Origin of the sequence: Actinotalea caeni, assembly GCF_009733795.1 — a bacterium.
GTDB lineage: Bacteria > Actinomycetota > Actinomycetes > Actinomycetales > Beutenbergiaceae > Pseudactinotalea > Pseudactinotalea caeni.
This window is the reverse complement of sequence record NZ_WNXX01000011.1, coordinates 45,657-67,917: the sequence shown is the minus strand read 5'-3', so window position 1 is coordinate 67,917 and position 22,261 is coordinate 45,657. Positions and strand designations below refer to the sequence as shown.

The 22,261-nt window shown below is 74.2% G+C and carries 23 protein-coding genes; 8 read left to right on the top strand and 15 right to left on the bottom strand.

The features are described from left to right. Positions 1 to 16: 16 nt before the first annotated feature. Positions 17 to 544 (top strand): FAD-dependent oxidoreductase, encoded by a 528-nt coding sequence (locus GPA02_RS19455; RefSeq protein WP_204986583.1) that lies wholly within the window; start codon positions 17 to 19, stop codon positions 542 to 544. Then, positions 454 to 1,434, top strand: coding sequence for an FAD-dependent oxidoreductase (locus GPA02_RS19450; RefSeq protein WP_204986582.1), 981 nt, complete (start codon positions 454 to 456; stop codon positions 1,432 to 1,434). Before GPA02_RS19455 ends, GPA02_RS19450 begins: the two co-directional genes overlap by 91 nt. A gap of 110 nt (positions 1,435 to 1,544) precedes the next feature. Here the strand turns inward: GPA02_RS19450 and GPA02_RS11165 are convergent, their stop codons facing one another. Continuing rightward, the gene (locus GPA02_RS11165) at positions 1,545 to 2,732 is read right to left on the bottom strand and encodes an alcohol dehydrogenase catalytic domain-containing protein (RefSeq protein WP_156200032.1); all 1,188 of its coding nucleotides are present in this window, start codon (positions 2,730 to 2,732) and stop codon (positions 1,545 to 1,547) included. A 412-nt stretch (positions 2,733 to 3,144) separates the two neighbouring features. Between GPA02_RS11165 and GPA02_RS19290 the strand changes: the two genes are divergently transcribed. Both GPA02_RS19290 and GPA02_RS11155 read left to right on the top strand, forming a co-directional pair. Further along, positions 3,145 to 3,576, top strand: coding sequence for an SRPBCC family protein (locus GPA02_RS19290; protein ID WP_240134004.1), 432 nt, complete (start codon positions 3,145 to 3,147; stop codon positions 3,574 to 3,576). A 72-nt stretch (positions 3,577 to 3,648) separates the two neighbouring features. Continuing rightward, on the top strand, positions 3,649 to 4,473 hold the full coding sequence (locus tag GPA02_RS11155) for a sigma-70 family RNA polymerase sigma factor (RefSeq protein WP_156200028.1): 825 nt from the start codon (positions 3,649 to 3,651) through the stop codon (positions 4,471 to 4,473). 10 nt (positions 4,474 to 4,483) lie between these two features. On the opposite strand, the gene GPA02_RS11150 is transcribed toward GPA02_RS11155, so the two are convergent. The 3 genes from GPA02_RS11150 to GPA02_RS11140 are packed head-to-tail and all read right to left on the bottom strand — an operon-like array spanning position 4,484 to position 6,799. Further along, the gene (locus tag GPA02_RS11150) at positions 4,484 to 5,365 is read right to left on the bottom strand and encodes a carbohydrate ABC transporter permease (protein WP_156200026.1); all 882 of its coding nucleotides are present in this window, start codon (positions 5,363 to 5,365) and stop codon (positions 4,484 to 4,486) included. Next, positions 5,362 to 6,234 (bottom strand): carbohydrate ABC transporter permease, encoded by an 873-nt coding sequence (locus GPA02_RS11145; RefSeq protein ID WP_156200023.1) that lies wholly within the window; start codon positions 6,232 to 6,234, stop codon positions 5,362 to 5,364. The genes GPA02_RS11150 and GPA02_RS11145 overlap by 4 nt, the downstream gene beginning before the upstream one ends. Before the next feature lie 34 nt (positions 6,235 to 6,268). Next, a complete protein-coding gene (locus GPA02_RS11140; protein ID WP_156200021.1) occupies positions 6,269 to 6,799 on the bottom strand; it encodes a hypothetical protein in 531 nt (176 codons plus the stop codon). Positions 6,800 to 6,910: 111 nt separating this feature from the next. Here GPA02_RS11140 and GPA02_RS11135 point away from each other — a divergent pair, with 111 nt between their 5' ends. Beyond that, positions 6,911 to 9,736, top strand: a complete 2,826-nt coding sequence (locus GPA02_RS11135) for an FAD-binding and (Fe-S)-binding domain-containing protein (RefSeq protein WP_156200019.1) — start codon at positions 6,911 to 6,913, stop codon at positions 9,734 to 9,736. Here GPA02_RS11135 and GPA02_RS19285 read toward each other — a convergent pair. Then, on the bottom strand, positions 9,733 to 10,449 hold the full coding sequence (locus GPA02_RS19285) for a glycosyltransferase family 2 protein (RefSeq protein ID WP_240134003.1): 717 nt from the start codon (positions 10,447 to 10,449) through the stop codon (positions 9,733 to 9,735). The two genes, GPA02_RS11135 and GPA02_RS19285, sit on opposite strands and share 4 nt — an antisense overlap. Before the next feature lie 5 nt (positions 10,450 to 10,454). Beyond that, positions 10,455 to 11,069 carry a DUF2238 domain-containing protein gene (locus GPA02_RS19280; protein ID WP_240134002.1) on the bottom strand — a complete coding sequence of 205 codons (615 nt, stop codon included), beginning with the start codon at positions 11,067 to 11,069 and terminating at the stop codon, positions 10,455 to 10,457. 142 nt (positions 11,070 to 11,211) lie between these two features. On the opposite strand from GPA02_RS19280, the gene GPA02_RS11125 reads away from it, so the two are divergent. Beyond that, positions 11,212 to 11,895, top strand: coding sequence for an ArsR/SmtB family transcription factor (locus GPA02_RS11125; RefSeq protein WP_156200018.1), 684 nt, complete (start codon positions 11,212 to 11,214; stop codon positions 11,893 to 11,895). Here the strand turns inward: GPA02_RS11125 and GPA02_RS11120 are convergent. Both GPA02_RS11120 and GPA02_RS11115 read right to left on the bottom strand, forming a co-directional pair. Continuing rightward, on the bottom strand, positions 11,831 to 12,313 hold the full coding sequence (locus tag GPA02_RS11120) for a hypothetical protein (protein WP_156200017.1): 483 nt from the start codon (positions 12,311 to 12,313) through the stop codon (positions 11,831 to 11,833). The two genes, GPA02_RS11125 and GPA02_RS11120, sit on opposite strands and share 65 nt — an antisense overlap. After that, on the bottom strand, positions 12,313 to 12,768 hold the full coding sequence (locus GPA02_RS11115) for an OsmC family protein (protein ID WP_156200015.1): 456 nt from the start codon (positions 12,766 to 12,768) through the stop codon (positions 12,313 to 12,315). Before GPA02_RS11115 ends, GPA02_RS11120 begins: the two co-directional genes overlap by 1 nt. Positions 12,769 to 12,856: 88 nt before the next feature. Between GPA02_RS11115 and GPA02_RS11110 the strand changes: the two genes are divergently transcribed. Continuing rightward, positions 12,857 to 13,219, top strand: coding sequence for a hypothetical protein (locus GPA02_RS11110; protein ID WP_156200014.1), 363 nt, complete (start codon positions 12,857 to 12,859; stop codon positions 13,217 to 13,219). 248 nt (positions 13,220 to 13,467) lie between these two features. On the opposite strand, the gene GPA02_RS11105 is transcribed toward GPA02_RS11110, so the two are convergent. Next, positions 13,468 to 13,899, bottom strand: coding sequence for an Lrp/AsnC family transcriptional regulator (locus GPA02_RS11105; RefSeq protein ID WP_156200011.1), 432 nt, complete (start codon positions 13,897 to 13,899; stop codon positions 13,468 to 13,470). Positions 13,900 to 14,057: 158 nt separating this feature from the next. Here GPA02_RS11105 and GPA02_RS11100 point away from each other — a divergent pair, with 158 nt between their 5' ends. Next, positions 14,058 to 15,560, top strand: a complete 1,503-nt coding sequence (locus GPA02_RS11100; RefSeq protein WP_156200009.1) for an aminotransferase class III-fold pyridoxal phosphate-dependent enzyme — start codon at positions 14,058 to 14,060, stop codon at positions 15,558 to 15,560. A gap of 36 nt (positions 15,561 to 15,596) precedes the next feature. On the opposite strand, the gene GPA02_RS11095 is transcribed toward GPA02_RS11100, so the two are convergent. The 6 genes from GPA02_RS11095 to GPA02_RS11070 form a co-directional block, all read right to left on the bottom strand. Then, on the bottom strand, positions 15,597 to 16,466 hold the full coding sequence (locus GPA02_RS11095) for a sugar phosphate isomerase/epimerase family protein (RefSeq protein ID WP_156200007.1): 870 nt from the start codon (positions 16,464 to 16,466) through the stop codon (positions 15,597 to 15,599). A 58-nt stretch (positions 16,467 to 16,524) separates the two neighbouring features. Beyond that, entirely contained in the window at positions 16,525 to 17,655 is a 1,131-nt protein-coding gene (locus GPA02_RS11090; protein ID WP_156200005.1) for an ABC transporter permease, read from the bottom strand. Further along, complete coding sequence (locus tag GPA02_RS11085) at positions 17,652 to 18,659, bottom strand: ABC transporter permease (RefSeq protein ID WP_156200003.1); 1,008 nt, start codon at positions 18,657 to 18,659, stop codon at positions 17,652 to 17,654. Before GPA02_RS11085 ends, GPA02_RS11090 begins: the two co-directional genes overlap by 4 nt. Continuing rightward, on the bottom strand, positions 18,656 to 20,215 hold the full coding sequence (locus GPA02_RS11080) for a sugar ABC transporter ATP-binding protein (protein WP_156200001.1): 1,560 nt from the start codon (positions 20,213 to 20,215) through the stop codon (positions 18,656 to 18,658). Before GPA02_RS11080 ends, GPA02_RS11085 begins: the two co-directional genes overlap by 4 nt. Before the next feature lie 126 nt (positions 20,216 to 20,341). Then, positions 20,342 to 21,391, bottom strand: coding sequence for an autoinducer 2 ABC transporter substrate-binding protein (locus tag GPA02_RS11075; protein WP_156199999.1), 1,050 nt, complete (start codon positions 21,389 to 21,391; stop codon positions 20,342 to 20,344). Next, complete coding sequence (locus tag GPA02_RS11070) at positions 21,388 to 22,230, bottom strand: DeoR/GlpR family DNA-binding transcription regulator (RefSeq protein WP_162457757.1); 843 nt, start codon at positions 22,228 to 22,230, stop codon at positions 21,388 to 21,390. Before GPA02_RS11070 ends, GPA02_RS11075 begins: the two co-directional genes overlap by 4 nt. Positions 22,231 to 22,261 lie beyond the last annotated feature (31 nt).

The window sequence follows — 22,261 nt, the reverse complement described above, 5'->3', positions numbered from 1 at the left end:
GGGGGTACCGGGACGCATGACTGCGTTGTCGATGTGGCGTGACGGGGCCCCGGGGCCGCAGACCGACGGACCGGCGCCGCCGGACACGGTGGACGTGGCGGTCGTCGGCGCCGGGCTGACCGGCCTGACCACCGCGGTGCTGCTCGCCCGCGCCGGGGTCTCGGTGGCGGTGCTCGAGGGGCGCACGGTGAGCGCGGGCACCACCGGGGCCAGCACCGCGAAGATCAGCCTGCTGCAGGGCACCAGGCTCTCGACGATCGGGCAGCGGCAGCCGCAGGAGGCGGTGCGACGCTACGTCGACGCGAATCGCGACGCCCAGGCCTGGCTCGTCGAGCTGTGCGAGAGCCGGGGCGTGCCGCTGCAGCGCGTGCCCGCCCTCACGTTCGCGGTCGGGGCGTCGGGGGGTCGACGGCGCGCGAGGAGCTCGAGGCCGCGCGCGCCGCGGGGCTGCCGGTGCGGTGGGAGCCCGACGTCGGGCTGCCGTTCCCGACGCGTGGCGGCGTGCGGCTCGACGACCAGGTGCAGACCGACCCCGTCGCGCTGACGACGGCGCTGACCGACGCGGCCCGCGCGCAGGGCGCGACCGTGCACGAGGGGGTGCGGGTGCTCGGGGCGTCCGGGTCCGGCCCCGTGCGGCTGCGGACCGACGCCGGCGAGGTGACCGCGGGCACCGTGGTGCTCGCGACCGGGATGCCGATCCTCGACCGCGGCGGGTTCTTCACGCGGATGGAGCCGCGGCGCTCCTACCTCGTCTCCTTCCGCGGCGTCCTGCCGCCCGACGGGATGTTCCTCTCGGCGGACCAGCCCTCGCGGTCGCTGCGGGCCGCGGAGCGCGACGGCGAGCCGCTGCTGCTGGTGGGCGGCGAGGGCCACGTGACCGGCCGCGGCGCCGCCGAGAGCACCCACCTGGACCGGCTGCGGGACTGGACCGCGCGGCACTGGCCAGGAGCGCTGGAGACGCACGCCTGGTCGGCGCAGGACCACGGCACCGCCCACGGGCTGCCGTTCGCGGGGCCGCTGCTGCCTGGCGCCGAGCACCTGCTGGTCGCCGGCGGCTACTCGAAGTGGGGCTTCACCAACGGGGTGGCGGCCGCGATGGCGCTCGCCGGCCGGCTGACGGGGCGGCAGCCGGGCTGGGTCGACCTGCTGGAGCCCTGGCGGGGCCGCGAGCTCGCGGGCGCGGGCGAGGCGCTCCGGCTCAACGCCACCGTCGGCGTGCACCTGGTCGGGGGCTGGCTGCGCCCGTTGCTCGGCGGCCCCGACGCCGGCGCGGAGCCGCGTCACGACGTCTCGCGCGTGTGCACCCACCTCGGCGGAGCGGTGCGCTGGAACGACGCCGAGCGCAGCTGGGACTGCCCGCTGCACGGCTCCCGGTTCGCCGAGGACGGCTCGGTCCTCGACGCCCCCGCCACCTGCGGGCTGCGCCGGGTCTGACGTGCGCGGCGTCGCGGGGTGCTGCACGCCTGATGCGAGCGCGTGCGACACAGAGGTGCCGCACGCGCCGCCCGTCCCGCCCGGCCCCGAGGTCCGGGCGGGACGACCGCTCAGAGCGTGAAGACCGCCTTGACCATCCCGTCGCCCTTGTCGCGGAACGTCGAGTAGGCCCACGGGGCCTTCTCGAGCGGGAGGTGGTGGGTGGCGAAGGACTCGACGCCGAGCACGTCCTCGTCCTGCCGCAGCAGGTCGAGGATGTCGTCGCTCCAGCGGCGCACGTTCGCCTGCCCCATCCGGACCGTGACCTGCTTGTCGAACATCTGCATCATCGGCAGCGGGTCCGCGGCACCCCCGTAGACGCCGACGATCGAGATCGTGCCACCGCGCCGCACGCACTCGATCGCCTGGTGCAGGGCCGCGAGCCGGTCGAGGCCGGCGTTCTTGAGCACCGCCGCCTCCGCCGCCTTGGGCAGCACGGCGAGCGCCTTCTGCATCGTCTCGGCGACCGGCGAGCCGTGCGCCTCCATGCCGACGGCGTCGACCACCGCGTCGGTGCCGCGGCCGTCCGTGAGGTCGCGCACCTGCTCGGCCAGCTGGTCGGCCCCCACCTCGTCGAGGTCGATCGCGGTGCCGCCGCGCGCCGTCACGCGCTGCAGCCGCTCCGCGACCCGGTCCACGACGATGACGCGCAGCCCGCGGCGTGCCGCGATGCGGGCGGTCATGTCGCCGATCGGGCCGGCGCCGAGCACGAGGAGCGAGCCGCCGTCGGGCACGCCCGCGTACTCGACCGCCTGCCACGCCGTCGGGAGCACGTCGGACAGGTAGAGGAACCGGTCGTCCGGCGGGCCGTCGGGCACCACGATCGGCAGCGTGTCGGCGAACGGCACCCGCATCGCCTCCGCCTGCCCGCCAGGCACCTGGCCGTAGAGCTTGCTGTAGCCGAACAGGCTCGCGCCGGTGCCCTGGTCGCGGTTCTGGGTGGTCTCGCACTGGCTGTGCAGCCCGCGCGAGCACGTCCAGCAGGTGCCGCAGCTGACGTTGAACGGGACGACGACGCGGTCGCCCGGCTTGAGACGGCTCACCTCGGCGCCGACCTCCTCGACGACGCCCATGGGTTCGTGGCCGACGACGTCGCCGGGCTCCATGAACGGGGTGAACGGGTCGTACAGGTGCAGGTCGGAGCCGCACAGCCCGGTCGAGGTGATCCGCACGACGGCGTCGGTCGGCTCCTCGATGCGCGGGTCGGGGACGTCGGTCACCTGCATGTCGCGACGGCCTTGCCAGGTCACGGCCTTCATGGGATCTCCTCGTGCTCGTGGTCCGGGTCCTGCTCCCGGTACCCCGAACCGCGCGCGGTCACCCACCCGCGCGGTCGGCGGGTGGGCGCGCGCCTCCCTGCCGAGCCACACGCGGGGTCGGGCGACGGCGGACACCCGTCGCTCGATCGCGCAGGAGGGTGGTCGCAACCGGTTGTCGCGCGATCGAGCGCCCGGAACCCGCCGCCTCCAGGTTTCACCGCACTTCGTGCCGCCTCCGGGTTCCACCGCACTGTGTGCCGCCTCCGGGTCTCACCACACTTCCTGCCGCCCCCAGGTCTCACCACACGTTCCGCCGGACCTCGGTCCCACTGCCCGCCCCGTCCGCGGTGCATGCATCCGCGCTGCGTGGGAACCTGAAGGACATGGCCGACAACGCTCGAGGGGTCCGACCGTGAGCCGCACCCGCCGCCTGGTGAAGGTCCCGCCGGAGCAGGTCTGGGAGGTGCTCGCCGACGGCTGGATGTATCCGCTCTGGGTGGTCGGCGCGGCCCGTATGCGCGAGGTGGACGACACCTGGCCCGCGCCCGGCTCGAAGCTGCACCACAGCGTCGGCCTGTGGCCGGCGCTCATCGACGACGAGACGGTTGTGCGGGCGTGCGAGCCCGGCCGGATGCTGCGGCTGCGGGCGCGCGGCTGGCCCGCCGGCGAGGCGGACGTCGTCATCACGCTGACGCCCCAGGACGGCGGCACCCTCGTCGAGATCGAGGAGGACGCCGTCAAGGGCCCGGGTCGGCTGATGCCGAAGCCGGTGCGGGCGCCGCTGATCGCCTGGCGCAACGTGGAATCGCTCAGACGTCTCGCACACGTAGCGGAACGGCGTTGAAGCGCGTACGTTCATAGGGAGACGTCCTCGCTGGAGACCACGGCGAGCCACTCCTGACGGAAGTCGGAGACCATGGCCACGCCAGTCCGACCCCTTGCCCGTGCCGAGCACGACCTCACCCGCGACGAGCGCGCAGCCGAGACCGACCGGCTCGCGCGCCTGGCCCACGAGACGCAGGACCCCGAGGAGCGGCGCGCCGCCCTCGAGCGGCTGATCGCGCTGAACATCCGGGTCGCGCGCGCCGTCGCCGCGCGGTACCGGGGCCGCGGCGTGCCGCTGGAGGACCTCGAGCAGGTCGCCTGCGAGGGCCTCACCAAGGCCGTGCACCGCTTCGACCCCACCCTGCGCCACGACCTGCTCAGCTACGCGGTGCCGACGATCCGCGGCGAGGTGCTGCGGTACTTCCGCGACCGCAGCTGGATGGTGCACCCGCCGCGGCGGGTGCAGGACCTGCAGTGGCGGCTGGCGGCGGTCCGCGACCACCTCACGCTCGAGCTCGGCCGGCCGCCGGCGGTCGGCGAGGTCTGCGAGGAGCTCGGCATCACGCGCGCCGAGCACGACGAGGCGCTGCAGGCCTACGGCTGCTTCGACCCGACCTCGCTCGACCAGCCGCTCGACGACGTCGTGGGCTCCACGCTCGGCGACGTCGTCGCCGACGACGTCGACCCGTTCGGGTCGGTCGAGGCGCGGGTGACGCTCGGTCCGCTGCTGCGCCGTCTCGACGAGCGCGAGCGGCGCATCCTGCACATGCGGTTCGTCGAGGAGCAGACCCAGCGCGAGATCGGCGAGGTCCTCGGCGTCGCCCAGATGCAGGTGAGCCGCTGGCTCAGCCGCATCCTCTCCCGGCTGCGCAGCGAGCTGGAGGGTGCGCCGGAGGCGGCGACCACGCGGCGCTGACCTCCGCGGCTCAGCGCACCCCGGTCACCCCGAGGCTGGAGGTGATCTGCTTCTGGAAGATCAGGAACAGCACCACCAGCGGGGCCAGCGCGATCGTCGTCGCGGCCATCACGAGCGTCCAGTTGCCGTTGTACTGGGTCTGCAGCGCCGCCGTCGCGACCGTGATGACGTGCCACTCCGGCCGCGGCGCGATGACCAGCGGCCACATGAAGTTGTTCCACTGGCTGACGACCGTGATGAGCAGCAGCGTGGCGAGGATCGGCTTGTTCATCGGCACCATCACCTGCCACAGCCGCCGCATCACGCCGGCGCCGTCGATCCGGGCGGCGTCGAGCACGTCCGACGGCGTCGACCGGAAGTTCTCCCGCAGCAGGAAGATCGCGTAGGGCGAGCCGAACATGAACGGCACCACCAGCCCGGCGAAGCTGTTCTTGAGCCCAAGCGACGTCATCATCGCGTAGAGCGGGATGATCGTGACGACGGCGGGGATCATCAGCGTCGACAGGTACACCCAGAAGATCGCGTCCCGGCCCGGGAAGCGCAGCTGCGCGAACGCGTAGGCGGCGAGGATCGACGTGAGCATCTGCCCGACGACGAGCACGAGCACGACCTGCGCCGTCACCGCGATCGGGACGACGAAGTCGTACCGCTCCCCGAACAGCGAGACGTAGTTCTCGGTGGTCACCGGGTCCGGCGTCGTCAGCGGGGAGCTGGTGTTGAACTGCCGCGGCGTCTTGAGCGAGGTCATCACCGAGAACAGGAACGGCGCGACCATGAGCAGCGCGCCCGCGAGCAGGAACGCGTAGGTGAGCAGGTTCGCGAGCAGGCGCGCGCTGCCGGCCGAGCGCGGCGCGCGTGCCCGGGTCGGGGTGCGGGTCGTGGCGTCGGTCATGACATGTCGTAGGTGATGCGACGGCGGAAGTAGCGCTGCTGCACGAGCGTGACGGCGACCAGCAGCAGGAACAGCACGAGCGCCATCGCGGCGGCGCGCCCGAGCCGCAGCGCGACGAACGCCTCGTCGTAGATGCGGGCGGCGATGACGTCGGTGGTGAACCGGGGCCCGCCACCGGTCATCGCATACACGGTGTCGAACACCTGGAAGCTGGAGATGATCGAGGTGACGGTGACGAAGAACATCGTCGGCCGCAGCAGCGGCAGCGTGATCGACCACAGCGTGCGCACCGGTCCGGCGCCGTCGAGCTTCGCCGCCTCGTAGACCGAGACCGGGATCTGCTGCAGCCCGGCGAGGAAGAACAGCGAGATGTAGCCGACGCTGGACCACACCTGCACGAACGCGACCGAGGGCAGCGCGAGGTCGACGTCGGCCAGCCACTCGATGCGGCGGCCCAGCAAGGCGTTGAGCGCACCGTTGGTAGGGTCGAAGATCCACCGCCACACCACGCCGAGCGCGAGCGGCGCGCACACCCACGGCAGCACGTACAGCACCCGCAGCCAGCTCGTGCCCGGCAGCCGGCGGTTGATCGCCACCGCCAGCAGCAGCCCCAGCACGATCGAGGTGGGGATCGTCATCAGCGTGAACAGCGTCGTCACCCACAGCGAGTTGCGGAACCGCTCCCAGCCGAGCAGGTAGACGAAGTTGTCCAGCCCCGCCCACTGCGGCGCGCTCAGCAGGTTGTACCGCGTGAAGCTCAGCGCGAGCACGATGAGCACGGGCAGCAGCAGGAACACGCCCACGCCCACGAAGCTCGGCACGAGCAGCAGGTAGCCGGCACGTGCCTCGGCTCGCTGCCTCGCGTTCATCCGACCTCCCGACCCGGTGCGGGAAGCCTATGCCTCACCGCTGCTGGGTGCGGTACCACGCTCGCGAGCCGGACGACAGCAGCAGCGCGGTCGCCACGATGCTCCAGCCGAGCCCGACGACGCTGCCGCCGGTGCCGCTCGCGATGTCGGTGATCGTGCCGACGAGCGACAGCCCGGTGATGACGGCGAGCGCCACGGCTCCCCACTGCCGACCCGTGAACGCCATAGCGCCGAAGACGATGATCAACGCGCCGACGACCGCCAGCGCCACGCCGAGGATCGTCGCGGCGGACCCCATCCCGGGGCCGTAGGTCTGCGTGATCGCCTCGGTCATCTCGGCGCTGCCGCTCAGGACGGCGAGCACCAGGCCGACGACGACCATGAAGGCGCCGCCGATGAACGCCATCACCGCACCGGCGGTGACGGTGCCGGGGCGGCGCGTCGGCACGGACGGCCAGGGCGCACCGGGCATGACGGGAGCGGGACCGAACCCGGGCTGGCCGTAGCTCGGCGGCCCGTAGGGCTGCTGCTCGTTGGGCCGTCCGTACGGTGGCTGCGTGCTCATCGCTGGGTCCTTCCGCGCGGGTGGCCCCGAGCCTAGGGCCGCGCACCGCCGTCCGGAGCGGGTCGGAGGTCCCAGACACGCCGAGGGCCGGCGGCGCACTAGGTTGACCGTGTGATCGCCGCCGCCACGCTGGACCCGCTGCGCGAGGCCGTCGCCGCCGACTCCTGGTCGACCCGGCTCGTGGACCGCACGGCCGCGGCCCACGACGCCTCCCACTACCTGCTGACCCCGGCCGCCGTCGTGACGCCGCGCGACCTGCGCGAACTGACCGGTGCCCTGGTCGCCGCGCACCGCGCCCGGGTCCCGGTGACGTTCCGCTCCGGCGGCACCAGCCTCTCCGGCCAGGCGGGCACCGACGGCGTCCTCGTCGACACCCGGCACGCGTTCACCGGCGTCGAGGTGCTCGACGGCGGGGCCCGGGTCCGCTGCGAGCCCGGCGCCGTGCTGCGCCGCGTCAACGCGCTCCTCGCCCGGTACGGGCGGCGGCTCGGCCCCGACCCGGCGAGCGAGATCGCCTGCACGATCGGCGGCGTCGTCGCGAACAACTCCTCCGGCATGACGTCGTCGTTCACGGCGACCGCCTACCGGACCCTGCGCTCGATGCGGTTCGTGCTGCCGAGCGGCACGACGGTCGACACCGCCGAGCCCGACGCCACCGCCCGCCTCGCGGCCGCCGAGCCCGACCTCGTCGCCGGCCTGGTGGCGATCCGCGACCGGCTGCGCGGCGACGCCCGGCTCCGCCGGATCGTCGAGCACCAGTTCTCGATGAAGAACACGATGGGCTACGGGCTCAACGCGTTCCTCGACCACGACGACCCGGCAGAGATCCTCGCCCACCTCATGGTCGGCTCCGAGGGCACGCTCGGCTACGTCGCGTCGGTCGTGCTCGACACCGTGCCGGCGCTGCCGCACGTCGCCACCGCGCTCGCGGTGTTCGACGGCATCGACGAGGCCGCCGCCGCGGTGCCCGGTCTGCTCGAGGCCGGTGCGGTCGCCGTCGAGCTGATGGACCCGCCCGCGCTGCGGGTCGCCCAGGGGCTGGCGGCGGCGCCGGAGGCCATGAGCGCGATCGCCGTCGAGCGCCACACGGCGCTGCTGGTCGAGGCGCAGGCCGCCACCGAGGCCGAGCTGCTGGAGGCCTCGGCCCGGCTGTCGACGACGATCGGCGCGCTCCCGCTGTCGATGCCGACCGCGCTCGCGACCGACGCGGCGGCGCGCGCCGCGATGTGGGCGGTGCGCAAGGGCCTCTACGCCGCGGTGGCGGCGGCGCGGCCCGCGGGCACCACGAACCTGCTCGAGGACATCGCGTTCCCTGCCGACCGGTTGCGCGCCGGCGTCGCCGGTCTCGGCGCGCTGCTCGAGCGGTACGGCTACGACGAGGCCGTCACGTTCGGCCACGCGCGCGACGCGAACCTGCACTTCATGATCACGCCGCGGCTCGACGACCGCCGCGAGCTCGCGACCTACGAGGCCTTCACCGAGGACCTCGTCGAGCTCGTGCTCGGGGAGGGCGGCACCCTCAAGGCCGAGCACGGCACCGGCCGCATGATGTCGCCGTACGTGCGGCGGCAGTACGGCGACGAGCTGTACGAGGTGATGCGCGAGGTCAAGCGGCTGTGCGACCCGCACGGGATCCTCGCGCCCGGCGTCGTCATCGACGACGACCCGCACGCCCACGTCGCGCACCTCAAGACGTTCCCGACGGTCGACGCGGCCGTCGACACCTGCGTCGAGTGCGGGTACTGCGAGCCCGCGTGCCCGTCGCGCCGCACGACCACCACGCCACGGCAGCGGATCGTGCTGATGCGTGAGATCGGCCGCGCCCGCGCCGAGGGCCGTGCCGACGACGCGGCGCAGCTGGAGCGGGACTTCGGCTACGAGGCCGTGCAGACCTGCGCCGCGGACTCGCTGTGCGTGCGCTCGTGCCCGGTCTCGATCGACACCGGCGCGGTGATGAAGCGGCAGCGCGCCGCCGGCCACGGGCGGCTCGCGCAGCGCGGCGGCGTCGTCGCCGCCGAGCGGTGGCAGCAGGTCGAGGGGCTCGCCCGGCTCGGGCTGGGCGTCGCGGACGTGCTGCCCGACGCCGTGGCCGCCGTCGCGAGCCGGCTCGCCCGCCGCGTGCTCCCCACCGAGGTCGTGCCGGAGGTCGGGCCGGACCTTCCCGCACCGGGCCGCCCGCGCTCGCAGCTGACCGGGGTGGTCGGCCCCGACACGGCCGACGTCGTGCTGCTGCCGAGCTGCACCGGTGCGCTGTTCGGCGGGCCGGCGTCGTCGCTGCTCGCGCTCGCGCGCGCGGCTGGGCTCGCGGTCGCGCTGCCCGAGCAGGTGGACGCGCTGTGCTGCGGCACGCCCTGGTCGTCGAAGGGCTTCACCGACGGCCACCGGGCGATGGGGGCGCGCGTCGCCGACGCGCTGTGGCGGGCGAGCCGCGGCGGCGAGCTCCCCGTCGTCATGGACGCCGCCTCGTGCACGCACGGCCTCGAGGGTCTCGGCGCCGTGCTCGACGGCGAGACCGCTCAGCGGTTCGCGCAGGTCCCGGTGCTCGACGCCGTCACGTGGGTGCGGCGGCACGTGCTGCCCCACCTGGAGGTCCCGGCCGAGCGGCTGCTGGGGCGCGTCGTCGTCCACCCGACGTGCGGCACCGAGCACCTGGGCGCCACGGCCGACCTGGTGGCGGTCGCGCAGGCCGCGGCGCGCGAGGTCGTCGTGCCGACGGCGTGGGGCTGCTGCGGCTTCGCGGGCGACCGCGGGATGCTGCACCCGGAGCTGACCGCGGGCGCCACGCGCGACGAGGCGCGCGAGGTCGCCGCGATCGCCGCGGCGGGACCGGTCGACGCCTACGTCAGCGCCAACCGCACCTGCGAGATCGGGATGAGCCGCGCGACCGAGCACGACTACCGGCACGTGCTCGACCTGCTCGCCGAGGTCGCGGGCTAGCGGCGCGAGAGCCGGGCGCGCCACCGCTCCCAGGGCGGGGCGTCTTCCCAGCCGAGCCGCAGCGTGCGGAACGCGCGGCGGAACCGGCGCCGCATCTGCGCGGCGCCGCGCACCGAGCGCCCGGACACCTCGACGACGAGGGAGCGGACCCGCACGACGCGGGCGTCGCCGAGCGCGAACGAGAGGTCCATGTCGTCGTGGATCTCGGGGTCCCAGCGGTGCACCCGGCCCCGCACCCGCAGCCACGCCTCGCGCCGCACCGCCATGTTCGAGCCCCACAGCACGGGGTTGGCGACCGCGGCGTGGCCGAGCAGGTGGTAGGCGCCGAGGTAGAGGCCCGCGACGGCCCGACCGAGCCCCGGCGCCAGGTCGTGGAACACGCCGCGGCCCGTGACGGCGTCGGCCTCGGGATGGCGCGCGAGCGCGGCGAGGAGGTCGGCCACCCAGGTCTCCGGCGGCCGGGAGTCGGCGTCGAGGCGAGCGACGACGTCGCCGGTCGCGGCGTCGTAGCCGGTCGCGGCCGCGGGGGAGATCCCGACGACCGGCTCGTGGACGAGCCGGGCGCCGTGCGCGGCGACGAGCGCGTCGAGCGGCTCCGCGGAGGCGTTGTCGACGACGACGACCTCGTGCGGCGGCACGGTCTGCCGGGCGAGCGCGGCGAGGCAGCCGGCGAGCTGCTCGGCGTCGTCGCGCACCGGGACGACGACGCTCACACGCGTCACGGCGTGCGGTCCCGGCGCCGGGCGCGCGCCACCAGCACCCCCGCGACCAGCGACCCGAGCACACCGACGGCGAGGTCGCCGACCGTGTCGTCGTAGCCGACGTGGATCGCCGGGTCCAGGTAGGTGTGCCCGACCCACTCGCCGACCTCCCAGACGACCGCGAGCAGCGCGCCGATCGCGGTCGTGCCGAGGACGGCGTCGGCGCGGCTGCCGGGTGCGGTGCGGGCGGGGCGCAGCGGCGGGCCGGTGAGCAGCGCGGTCGCGACCGCGGCCAGCAGCCCCGTGATCACCGCGTGCGCGACGACGTCGAGCCAACCGATCGTCTGATAGCCCTCCAGCAGCGCCGCCCACGCCGACGCGAGCAGCGCCACCAGGCCGGTGGCCTGCACCGGGCCGGGCAGGTCGGCCAGCCGCACCGCGACGACGCCGAGCAGCACGAGCGCGACGAGCGCGACCGCGACCGGTCCCCACCACAGGCCGGCGGCGAGGCTGAGCACGGCCAGCCCGGTGGCGGCGTCGGCGAGCCGTCGCGCCCACCGCGGTCCGCGGACCTCGAGCGACGCGCGCGCGAGGTCGCCGAGCGTGCTGCGCCCGCTCCCGACCTCGACCATCCACCCATTCTCCGGCACCGCGCGCCGCTCGAGGGGCCGGCGGGGTGCGACGCCGGTCACCCGGCCGTCGTGGCGCTCGGGGCGTACCGGCCGCCGGCATGTTTCGGCCGCCACCGAAGCGTGTCCGTGCCACCCTCGGGGGATGGCGATCGACTTCTCCGCCGTCGGGGCGGCGCTCGCGGCGCCGGCCCGGTCGGCGATGCTCTCGGCGCTCATGGACGGCTCGTCCCGGCCGGCGAGCGAGCTGGCCGCGGCCGCCGGGGTGCGGCCCTCGACCGCGAGCGAGCACCTGGCGGTGCTCGTCGGCAGCGGGCTCCTCGAGGTCGCCGCGCACGGCCGGCACCGCTACTACCGCATCGCCGACGACGGCGTGGCCGACGCGCTCGAGCGCCTGGGCAGGCTGTGCCCCGTGACCCCGGTGCGCTCCTACCGGCAGTCTCGCGAGGCGGCCGCGCTCGAGCACGCCCGGCTCTGCTACGACCACCTGGCCGGCCGGCTCGGCGTCGCGGTCGCCGAGAGCATGACCGAGCGGGGCTGGCTCGACCTGCGCACCCCGACCCTCACCGACGCCGGGCACGCCGCGCTGAGCGAGCGCGGGCTCGACGTGGCGGGGCTGACGGGCAGGCGGCCGCTGGTGCGTTCGTGCCTCGACTGGACCCAGCGGCGCCCGCACCTCGCGGGCGCGCTGGGTGCCGCGGTCGCCACCTGCGCGCTCGAGGCGGGCTGGGTGACCCGGCGGCCCGGGTCGCGCGCGCTGCGGCTCACACCAGCGGGGCGCGACGGCTTCGCCGACGTGTGGGGTGTGCCGGCCGAGGTGCTCGGCTGACCGTGCTGCGCGCCGCCGCGCCGGCGCGCTCCTGCTCCCAGCGACGAGCGACCTCGCGGGCGGCGTGCAGGTGCTCCGGCTCCGGCACCAGCACCAGGGCGCCCGCGTGGTCGCTGTACTGCGCGCGGAGCGTCACGCCCGCGCCCGCGACGGCGGCGAGGCACGCGGCGAGCTGGCCCGGCACGTCCTGGGCGAGGTGCAGCATCGCGACCTCGTTGACGCGGCAGCCGAGACCGGCCGCGCTGAGCGCCGCGCACGCGGCCGCGGCGTCGTCGACCAGGAAGTGGGCGAGCGGCACGCCGTCGACCACGCTCATGCCGCCGCCCTCCAGGCTCACGCCGGCACGACCGGTCGCCGACGCGAGCGCGGCCAGGCCCTCGGTCGCGGACGGCAGCCCGACCTCGATGTCGCCGAGCATCAGCGGTCCTCCACCCGGGCGTCGACGGTGACCTCGGCGACGAGCGATGCCGCGACGAAGCACCGCTCGTGCGCGGCGGCGACGGCGTCGAGGACCGCCGCGTGGTCGGTGCCGGCGGTCACGCCGATGACCGGGGCGAGCGCGACGGCGTCGACCCGGGCGGGGGTCGCGGCGTCGTCCATCGTGGCGGTCGCGGTGTCGGCGTAGTCGCGCACGTCGATGCCGCGACGCGCCGCGGCCGCGAGGAAGGACAGCAGCTGGCACGAGGACGCCGCCACCGCGAGCAGCTGCTCGGGGTTGGCGATCTCGGGGTCGCCGCCGAAGACGGGGTCGGCGCTCAGCGGGAGCGGTGTCGCCGTGCCCACGATCGCGGTGTGGGTGCGGTCGTAGCCGCGGTAGCCGGTCGCGGTGGAACCGGTCCAGGTGATCTCGGTGCGGTAGTGGTGCGTCGTCATGGCGGCAGCGTGGCAGCGGGACGCTTCGGCGCCCGACGAAGGGTCGGGCTGCCTACGATGGCCGGACCGGCTCGGTGAGGAGTGGCTCATGTCGATGGTGGTGACAGGCACGATCCTGGTCGTGGCGCTCGCGGTGCTCGTCGGCGCGGGCGTCGTGATCGCGCTGCTGGTGGGCCGACGTCGCCACGACTGGGCGGAGCCGACCGGGCAGCCGCGCCCGCCCGCCGACCGCGGGCCGTACGGCGCGGACGCGCCCGGCTACCCCGCCGCGCCGCCGCCCGCCGCCTCCGCGTCGATGAGCGAGGGTGTCGAGGGTCTGCAGCCCGAGCCCGGCCCCGAGGCGTCGCCGGGCGCGCAGGCCCAGCCCGAGCAGACGGAGCCGCCCCGCCGGCTGGACGACAGCCAGCGCTTCCGCGACCAGCCGCGCCCGGACGACCCCGCGAGCTCGTAGCGCCGTACCGACCTCGTACGGTGCACCGTACGAGGTGGGCGCGGATGTACGAAATCGGCGCGGGAGGTGACACGCCCGGCGCTGCGCGGCGGATCCCACCGGGCGTCGAGCCCTCCCGCCCGGAGCGCCCGCCAACTCGTAGCGGCGTGCCGAGCTCGTACGGTGCACCGTACGAGGTGGGCGCGGGCGTACGAGCTCGCCGCGGGCAGGGCAGGCGGGCGGGCGGACGGCGGTCGCCGACGCGGCGGTCAGCGCTCGAACTTCGTCGACAGGATGATCGACGTCGTCGTCCGCTCGACACCCTCCAGGTCACCGATGCGGTCGGTGAGCAGGTCGATCGCCTGGACGCCGTCGGCCACGACGATCGCGACCAGGTCGTGGTTGCCGCTCACCGAGTGCAGGCTGCGCACCTCCGGCATCTCGTGCAGCGCGCGCACCACGGCGCTCGTGCGCCGCGTGGTCACGGTGATGAGGATGTGGGCGCGGATGCGGTCCTGCTCGACGTCCTCGCCGACACGCACGGTGTAGCCGCGGATCACGCCCTCGCGCTCCAGGCGCCGGATGCGGCTCTGCACGGTCGTGCGGGACAGCCGCAGCCGTCGCGCGATCTCGGCGGTGGGCGTGCGGGCGTCCTCGCGCAGGATCGACAGCAGCTGCTCGTCGGTCGGGGTGAGTCGCACGTCACGCTCCTTCTGGCTCGGCCAGCCGATTCTCGGCGATCTGCCGAAATCGCGCGCGAAATTGCGCAGATCGACCGTACCAACCGCCGAACCCGTCCCGCATCATGGGACGCACAGCCCCGACGTCTGCTGGGGAGGCACGGACGAGGAGGAGTGCGATGACCCGCACCGATGTCACGACGGCCACCGTCGTCGAGAAGCTGGCGCCGCTGCGCGCGCACGGCGGCCGTCGGCGCACCCAGGGCCTCGACGACGAGACCCTGCTGCGGTTCGCCGCCACCCACCCCGAGCTGGAGGCGGCTGTCGAGGCCGCGGTGACCGAGTACGCCGAGGTGCGCACCGCGCTCGCCGACCTGCTGGACCTCGACGAGGACGAGCAGGTCGCGGCGGTCCAGGCCGGGATCGTCAACTTCTACCCGCAGGACGGCGTCAACCCCTACGTCGCGCTCACGGCGCGCGGCCCCTGGGTGGTCACGCTCGGCGGTGCGGTGCTCTACGACACCGGCGGCTACGGGATGCTCGGCCTCGGCCACGCCCCGCAGGCGGTGCTCGACGCGATGGCGAAGCCGCAGGCGATGGCCAACGTCATGACCCCCAGCGTGTCGCAGCTGCGGGTGCAGCGGGCGATGCGCGCCGAGATCGGCCACACCCGCGGCGCGTGCCCCTACGCGAGCTTCATGTTCCTCAACTCCGGCTCGGAGTCGGTCTCGCTCGCCGCGCGCATCGTCGACACCCACGCGAAGACGCTGACCGACCCCGGTGCCCGCTACGAGGGTCGCGAGATCAAGCGGCTCGTCGTCAAGGGCAGCTTCCACGGCCGCACGGAGCGCCCGGCGCTGTACTCCGACTCGACGCGCGCCACCTACGAGCAGACGCTCGCCAGCTACCGGCACGAGGACTCGGTCATCGCCGTCGAGCCCTACGACGCCGACGCGCTGCGCCAGGTCTTCGCCGACGCCGAGCGGCACGGCTGGTTCGTCGAGGCGATGTTCCTCGAGCCGGTCATGGGCGAGGGCGACCCCGGCCGCAGCGTGCCGCCGGAGTACTACGCGGTCGCGCGCGAGCTCACGGCCGAGCACGGCTCGCTGCTGCTGGTCGACTCGATCCAGGCGGGGCTGCGGGCCACCGGCACGCTCTCGATCGTCGACTACCCGGGCTTCGAGGGGCAGCAGGCCCCCGACATGGAGACCTACTCCAAGGCGCTCAACGCCGGCCAGTACCCGCTCTCGGTGCTCGCGCTGACCGAGCGCGCCGCCGCGATCTACCGCCGCGGCACCTACGGCAACACGATGACGGCGAACCCCCGCGCGCTCGACGTCGCGTGCGCCGTCCTCGGACAGCTCACCCCGCAGCTGCGGGAGAACATCCGTACCCAGGGCGCCTACGCCGTGGAGTCGCTGCGGCGGCTGCAGGACGAGCTCGGCGGTGCGATCACCCACGTGCAGGGCACCGGGCTGCTGTTCTCGTGCGCGCTCGCCGACGGCATCAAGGCCTACGGCGCCGGGTCGGTCGAGGAGTGGCTGCGCGAGCACGGGCTCGGCGTCATCCACGGCGGCGAGAACTCGCTGCGGTTCACGCCGCGGTTCGCGCTGGACGCCGCCGAGGTCGACCTGATCGTCTCGCTCGTGCGCCGCGCGCTGCTGGCGTGGCAGGAGCGCTGAGCCGCTCGCGTCCCCGCCGCGCCGACCGTCCGGAGGTCAGTGCAGCGCGATCGTCTCGACGGCGCGCAGCCGGTCGCGGATGAAGCGGTTGGCGTGCGCGGCGAGGCCCGCGGAGTCGTCCCACAGGTTGCGCCAGATGCCGAGGGTGTTCGACAGCGACGCCGAGACGACCGCGCTGGAGAACGACTCGAACACCACCGGGCCGTCGTAGCCGATGCGGGCGAGACCGCGGAAGAACGAGCCGAAGTCCACCGACCCGGTGCCGAGGTAGCCGCGGTGGCTCTCGCCGATGTGCACGTACCGGAGCCGGTCGCCGGCGTCGAGGACCGGCTCGAGCATCCCGGACTCCTCGATGTTCATGTGGTAGGTGTCGAGGTGCAGGTGCACGTTGTCGTGGCCGACCTCCTCGAGGAAGCGCAGCCCCGCCCGCGCGGTGTTGATCACGTTGGTCTCGTAGCGGTTGACGACCTCCAGCGAGAGCGTGACGCCGGCCGCCGCCGCACGGTCGGCGAGCCGGCGCAGCGCCGCCGCGGACGCCGCCCGGCCGGCGGGTGTCGCGGGCGCGGCGTACTTCTGCATCGCCGAGTAGATGACCCCGCACAGGTGCCGCCCGCCGGCCTCGGCGACGACGTCGACGGCGCGCTCCAGCAGCGTCTCGCCGGCGCGGCTCGTCGCCGGGTCCTCGCTCGAGAGGTCGTGGGCGGCGTCCAGCCCGAGGCTCGCGGTCATCGTGAGGCCGTGGTCGTCGAGCATGCGCCGCACGAGCGCGCCGTCGACGGCGAACGGGTCCATGAGCGGCAGCTCGAGCAGGTCGAAGCCCGCCTCCTTGGTGCCGGCGATCGCCGTCCGGAGGCCTGACTCGTCGAACGTCCCGGTGAAGACCAGGCCGTGCACACCGATCTGCATGCGCTGCTCCCTTCTCGTCGGGCGGACGACGGCGGGCCGGTCCCGCCGTCATGGTGGCTCAGGTGGCGGTCCCCGACACCGATCCGGGGACCTCGCGACGTCCGGAGCCGCCGGCCTGTCGCCGTCGGATCGTCGCGTTGGACAGCAGCGAGGCGCCCAGCAGCACCACGCCGAGCGCCAGCAGCTGCGCCTGCGCGCCCTCGTTGCCGGGCACCACCAGCAGGATCGAGGCGTTCAGCCAGACGATGAGCAGCGCCGACAGCAGGATCCCGCTCAGCCGTCCGATGCCGCCGGTGATCGCGACGCCGCCGAGCACCGCGATCGTGATCGCGGGCAGCGCCATGCCGCTGCCGCTCGTGCCGGCGTCGGGCCGCGCCGAGGCGAACTGCGCGACCGTGTAGACCCCGACCAGCCCGGAGACCGCGCCGGCGGTGACGTAGGCGAGCATGCGGGTGCGGCGGGTCTCGATGCCCGACCACAGCGCGGCGGTGTCGTTGGTGCCGATCGCGTACAGCTTGCGGCCGTAGGTGGTGCGGTTGAGCACGAACCACGCGAGCACGGCGACCGGCAGCAGGAACGTGAACACCCCGAGCGGCACGAGCGGCACGAGGTGGCCGATCAGCGGCAGCTCGACCGACTTCGCGGCGCCGTAGAACTCCGAGATCTCCGGACCGGAGATCGGCTTCTGGTCGCTGATGACGAGCGCGATCGAGCGGTAGGCGTAGTAGGTCGCGAGCGTCGTGATGAGCGCGGGGAAGCCGAAGTACGCCGTGATGACGCCGTTGACGGCGCCGAGCAGCGCGCCGAACGCGACCGCGAGGACGATCGAGACGACCAGCGGCAGGCCCTGCTGCTGGAACAGCATCCCGAAGACGACGCCGGTCAGCGACACCATCGACCCCACCGAGAGGTCGATGCCGCCGCGCCCCGAGGTGATGACGAACAGCTCGGCGAGGGCCAGCAGCGCGAGCGGCACGTACCCGATGAGCGCCGCCGCGAGGTAGTCGGTCGTGAACCGGCCGCTGGTCAGCCCCACCGCGTCGAGGACGGTGACGACGACGACCAGCACGACGACGAGCACGAGCAGCAGCACCGTGCGGTCGCGCAGCAGTCCGGGCGTGAGCCACGCGGGGCGGCGCGAGCAGGGCTGCGGGCCGCGCTCGCCGGCGGGGTTGGTGGTGGCGGTCATGCGCGCCTCCTCGCTCGCTCGCGGATGAGGTCGGTGCCGACGGCGACCAGGATGAAGACGCCGACGAACAGGAAGCCGAGCTGCGTGGGCCACCCCAGCTGGGTGACGCCGGAGACGACCGTCTGCACCAGCAGCGCCCCCAGCAGGGTGCCGACGACGCTGCCGCGGCCGCCGAGGATCGAGGTGCCGCCGATGACGACGGCGGCGATCACCTGCAGCTCCTTGCCGGCGCCGACCGACTGGTCGAGCGTCGAGGTGCCGGTCGCGATGATCATGCACGCGGCGAGGCCGGCGAGCGCCCCCGTGACGAGGTAGACGGAGACCAGCCGCGGCTGGACCTTGATGCCCGCGAGCCGCGCGGCGTTCTGGTTGCCGCCGATCGCGTACAGGTTGCGCCCGGCGCGGGTGTAGCGCAGGAACCACCAGGCGACGGCGACCGCCACCAGCGTGAGCGCGAACGAGTGCGGCACCCCGAGCGTCGAGCCCGCCGCACCGCGCCCGAGGAACGACAGCGTGCCCGGGATGTTGTTGACCGTCGAGGAGTCGAACACCCTCAGGCCCAGCCACGTGAAGACGTTCGCGGTGCCGAACGTGATGATGATCGGGTGCACGCGGCCGTAGGCGATCAGCAGGCCGTTGACCGAGCCGAGCACCGCGCCGAGCGCGACCGCGAGCGCGACCGCCACGACCGCGGGGACGTCGGCGCCCACCAGGGTGCGGGCGGTGACGACGGCGCAGACCATGATCATCCCGGCGACCGAGACGTCGATGCCGGCGGTGATGATGACGAAGGTCATGCCGACGCCGATGAGCGCGATCGGCGCGACCTGCACGAGCAGCGGGCCGATCGAGCCGGCCGTGAGGAACGCGGGCGTGAAGATCCCCAGCAGCACCCACAGCACCGCGAGGACGGCGAGCAGCACGACCTCCTGCCCGGTGACGACCGGCGGGAGGATCCGGCGCAGGCTCACCTCCTCCGGGGCGCGTGCGTCCGTGACGGTCATCGGTCCTCCTCCTGCCTGACGGGCTCGTCCTCGGCGCCAGCGGCCGCCGCGAGCAGCTCGGCCTGGCTCGCCGTGGGCGGCAGCTCCCGGGCGACGCGTCCGGCGCGGAAGACGAGGATGCGGTCGGCGATGCGCTGCACCTCGGCGAGATCGGTCGTGACCACGAGCACCGCCGTCCCGGCGGCCGCGAGGTCGGCGACGATCCTGTGGATCTCCTCCTTCGCGCCGACGTCGACGCCCTGCGTCGGCTCGGCGAGCACGAGCAGCTCGGGCCGCTCGACCAGCTGGCGTGCGAGCACGACCTTCTGGGCGTTGCCGCCCGACATCGCGGCCAGCGGCTGCCGCGCGGACGGCGTCTTCACCGCCAGCCGCCGGATGAGGTCGTCGGCGATGCGGCGCTCGGTCGGCGGCGACACCCAGGCGGGCAGCCGGCCCAGCAGCCCGAGCGAGCCGATCGTGATGTTGAAGGCGATGCTCTGGAACGAGAACGATCCCTGCGTCGAACGGTTGGCGGGCACCATCCGGACGCCGCGACGCTTGGCGTCGGACGGGCTGGCGACCGGCCGGTCGCTGCCCACGAGCCGCATCCGCCCGCCGGTGGCGCGGCGCATGCCGTAGACGACCTCGCCCACCTCGGCCGCGCCCGCGCCGACCAGGCCGTAGAGACCGAGGACCTCGCCGGCCCGCAGCTCGAACGAGACGTCCTCGAACGCGCCGGCGAGCGTGAGGCCGTCGAGCTCGAGGACGACGTCGCCGTGCTCGGCGGGTGCGCGGTGGCCCTCCGCGATGGCGCCGCCGACCATGCGCTCGGCGATCTCGCGGACCGTGAGCTCGCCGATCGGCTGCGACGAGACCGTCTCGCCGTCGCGCATGATCGTCACCTCGTCGGCGATCCGGAACAGCTCGTCGAGCCTGTGGCTGATGTAGACGATCGAGACGCCCTCGGACGCGAGCCGCCGCACGACGTCGAACAACACGTCGATCTCGGCGTCGGTGAGGATCGCGCTCGGCTCGTCGAGGATGAGGATGCTCGCCTGCTCCAGCAGCGCCTTGGCGATCGAGACCTGCTGCTGCTGGGCGATCGAGAGCGAGCCGAGCGGCCGCGCCGCGACGCCGCGGTCCAGCCCGACGGTGTCGAGCAGCGCGAGCATCCGCGGCGCCTGCGCCCGCCAGTCGACGACGGGTCCGCGCGTGATCTCGCGCCCGACGAAGAAGTTCTCCGCGACCGTGAGCTCGGCGAACAGTTGCGGCTCCTGGTACACGGTCTGGACGCCGAGCGCGATCGCGTCCGACGTCGAGCCGATCGTGACGACCCGGCCGTCGATCGCGATGGTGCCGGTGTCCGCCTGCTCGGCGCCGGAGAGGATCTTGATGAGCGTCGACTTGCCGGCCCCGTTCTCGCCGACGAGGGCGTGCACGGTGCCGGGCGCGACGGTGAGGTCGGCGTGCCGGATCGCGCGCACGCCGCCGTAGCGCTTGGAGATGTCGCGCATCTGGAGCCGGGGCGTGGCGCCGGGGCCGGGGGTCGGGCGAGCCTGCTCGGCGGTGTCGGTCATGGTGCTCCTCGTCGGTGCCGGGACGCCGTGGCGCCGCGACACCGTGGGGCGGTCGGGGTGGGGCGAGGAGGTGCGCCGGTGCGGCGCCGGACCCGTGACGGACCCGGCACCGCACCGGCCGGGCGGTCAGTAGTCGTAGTCGCCCGCGTTCTCGGCGGTGAAGATCGTCGGCGGGCCCAGCAGCAGCTCGCCCGACGCCTCGTCGTAGGAGACCTCGGAGAGCGAGTCGTCGGTGAGGCTGCTCGTGTCGCCGAGGTCGCCGCCGGTGGCGAGCTGCACGCCCGCCCAGCCGGTCAGGTAGCCCAGCGCCTCGACGTCCCACAGGATCGAGCCGCTCGACGCCCCGGACTCCAGGTACGGCAGCATCGACTGCGGCGTGCCGAGGCCGACCGTGAACACCTCGCCGATGCGGCCGGCGTCCTCGACGGCCTGGGCGACGCCCGGCGCGCTCGAGGTGCACTCGCCGACCAGACCGGTGAGGTCGGGGTGGCTGTTCATGAGGTCGGTGGCCATCTGCGTCGCCATCGCCTGGTCCTCGCCGGCGTAGACGATGTCGACGATCTCGGCCTCGGGGTACTCGGAGGCGGTGTAGGCCTCCTGCACCTCGATCCAGGCGTTGAGGTTGGCCGCGGTCTCGCCGCAGGAGACGATCGCGTACTGGCCCGACCCGCCCATGGCCTCCATGAGCGCGTCGGTGAGCGCCTGCCCGATGCCCTCGACCGAGGCCTGGTTGACGAACACCTCGCGCACCGAGTCCGGTGCGTCGGTGTCGGTCGTCGCGACGTGGACGCCCGCGTTCTGGGCCTCCTCCAGCAGCGGTGCCATCGAGTTCGGGTCGTTCGGCGCGACGAACAGCACGTCGACGCCCTGCTGGATGAACGAGCGCACGATGTCGGCCTGGGCGGCCGCGTCGGCGGTCGTCGGGCCCTGGTAGAGCCACTCGAAGCCCAGCTCCTCGGCGGCCTGCTGACCGCCGGTGTTCATGGCCTCGAAGTAGGGGATGCCCTGCAGCTTGGGCACGAACGCGATCGTGAGGTCCTCGACGGCGGCGCCGCCGGTGTCGTCGCCGGGCTCGGGGTCCTGGCCCGGGTCGTTGCGCGAGGTGCAGCCGGCGAGGGCGACGGCCGCGGCCGCCGACAGCGCCAGCACGCCCCTGAGCGTGCGTCGGATTGTCATCGATGCTCCTTCCGGGAGAGGCGACGGGATGCGGTGTCAGCCCGCGCCGGAACCGGCGTGCTGCCGGTCGTCTGGGTGTCGGGGAGCGGCACGCGCGTGACGGGCACGCCGACGGCCGCCCACTCCTCGACCATGTCGTCGGACGCGCCCGCGTCCGTGATGAGGCTCGTCACCTGCTCGGGTGTCGCGAACGCGTGCAGCGCGAGCCCGTCGACCTTGCTGGAGTCGAAGAGCCCGTGCACCTCGTCGCTCGCGGCGACGAGCGCGGTCTTCGACACCGCCTCGTCGGTGGCGAGCTCGAGCAGCCCTCGCTGCGGCGCGAGCCCTGCCAGCCCGACGAACGCCTTGTGGATCCGGCCGCTCGCGAGCAGCGAGCCCGAGACCGGGCCGACCAGCCCGGAGCTCTCCCGGCGCACGGTGCCGCCCGGCATGATGATCCGCGCGTCGGAGCGCTCCATGAGCACGGTCGCGGTCGGCAGCGACGAGGTGATGACGACGAGCCCGTGCCGGTGCACGAGGTCGAGCGCGAGGTGGTGCGCGGTGCTCGAGGTGTCGAGCGCGACGACGTCGCCGTCGGACACCAGCTCCGCTGCCGCGGCGGCGATCGCCTGCTTGGCGGCGGCCGCACGCTGCAGCCGGTCGGCGAAGGCGCCCTCGCCGCCGCGGTCCGACGCCACCGCGCCGCCGCGCGTGCGCCGCAGCAGCTGGCGCCGCGCGAGCGCGTCCAGGTCCTTGCGGATCGTCACCTCGGACACGGACAGCTCGCGGGCGAGCTCGGCCACCTGCACGGAGCCTCGAGCCCCGAGAGTGGCGAGAATCCAAGCCTCACGACTGGCCACAGCGTCTCCTTCGTCCGCTGATGGCACCGGA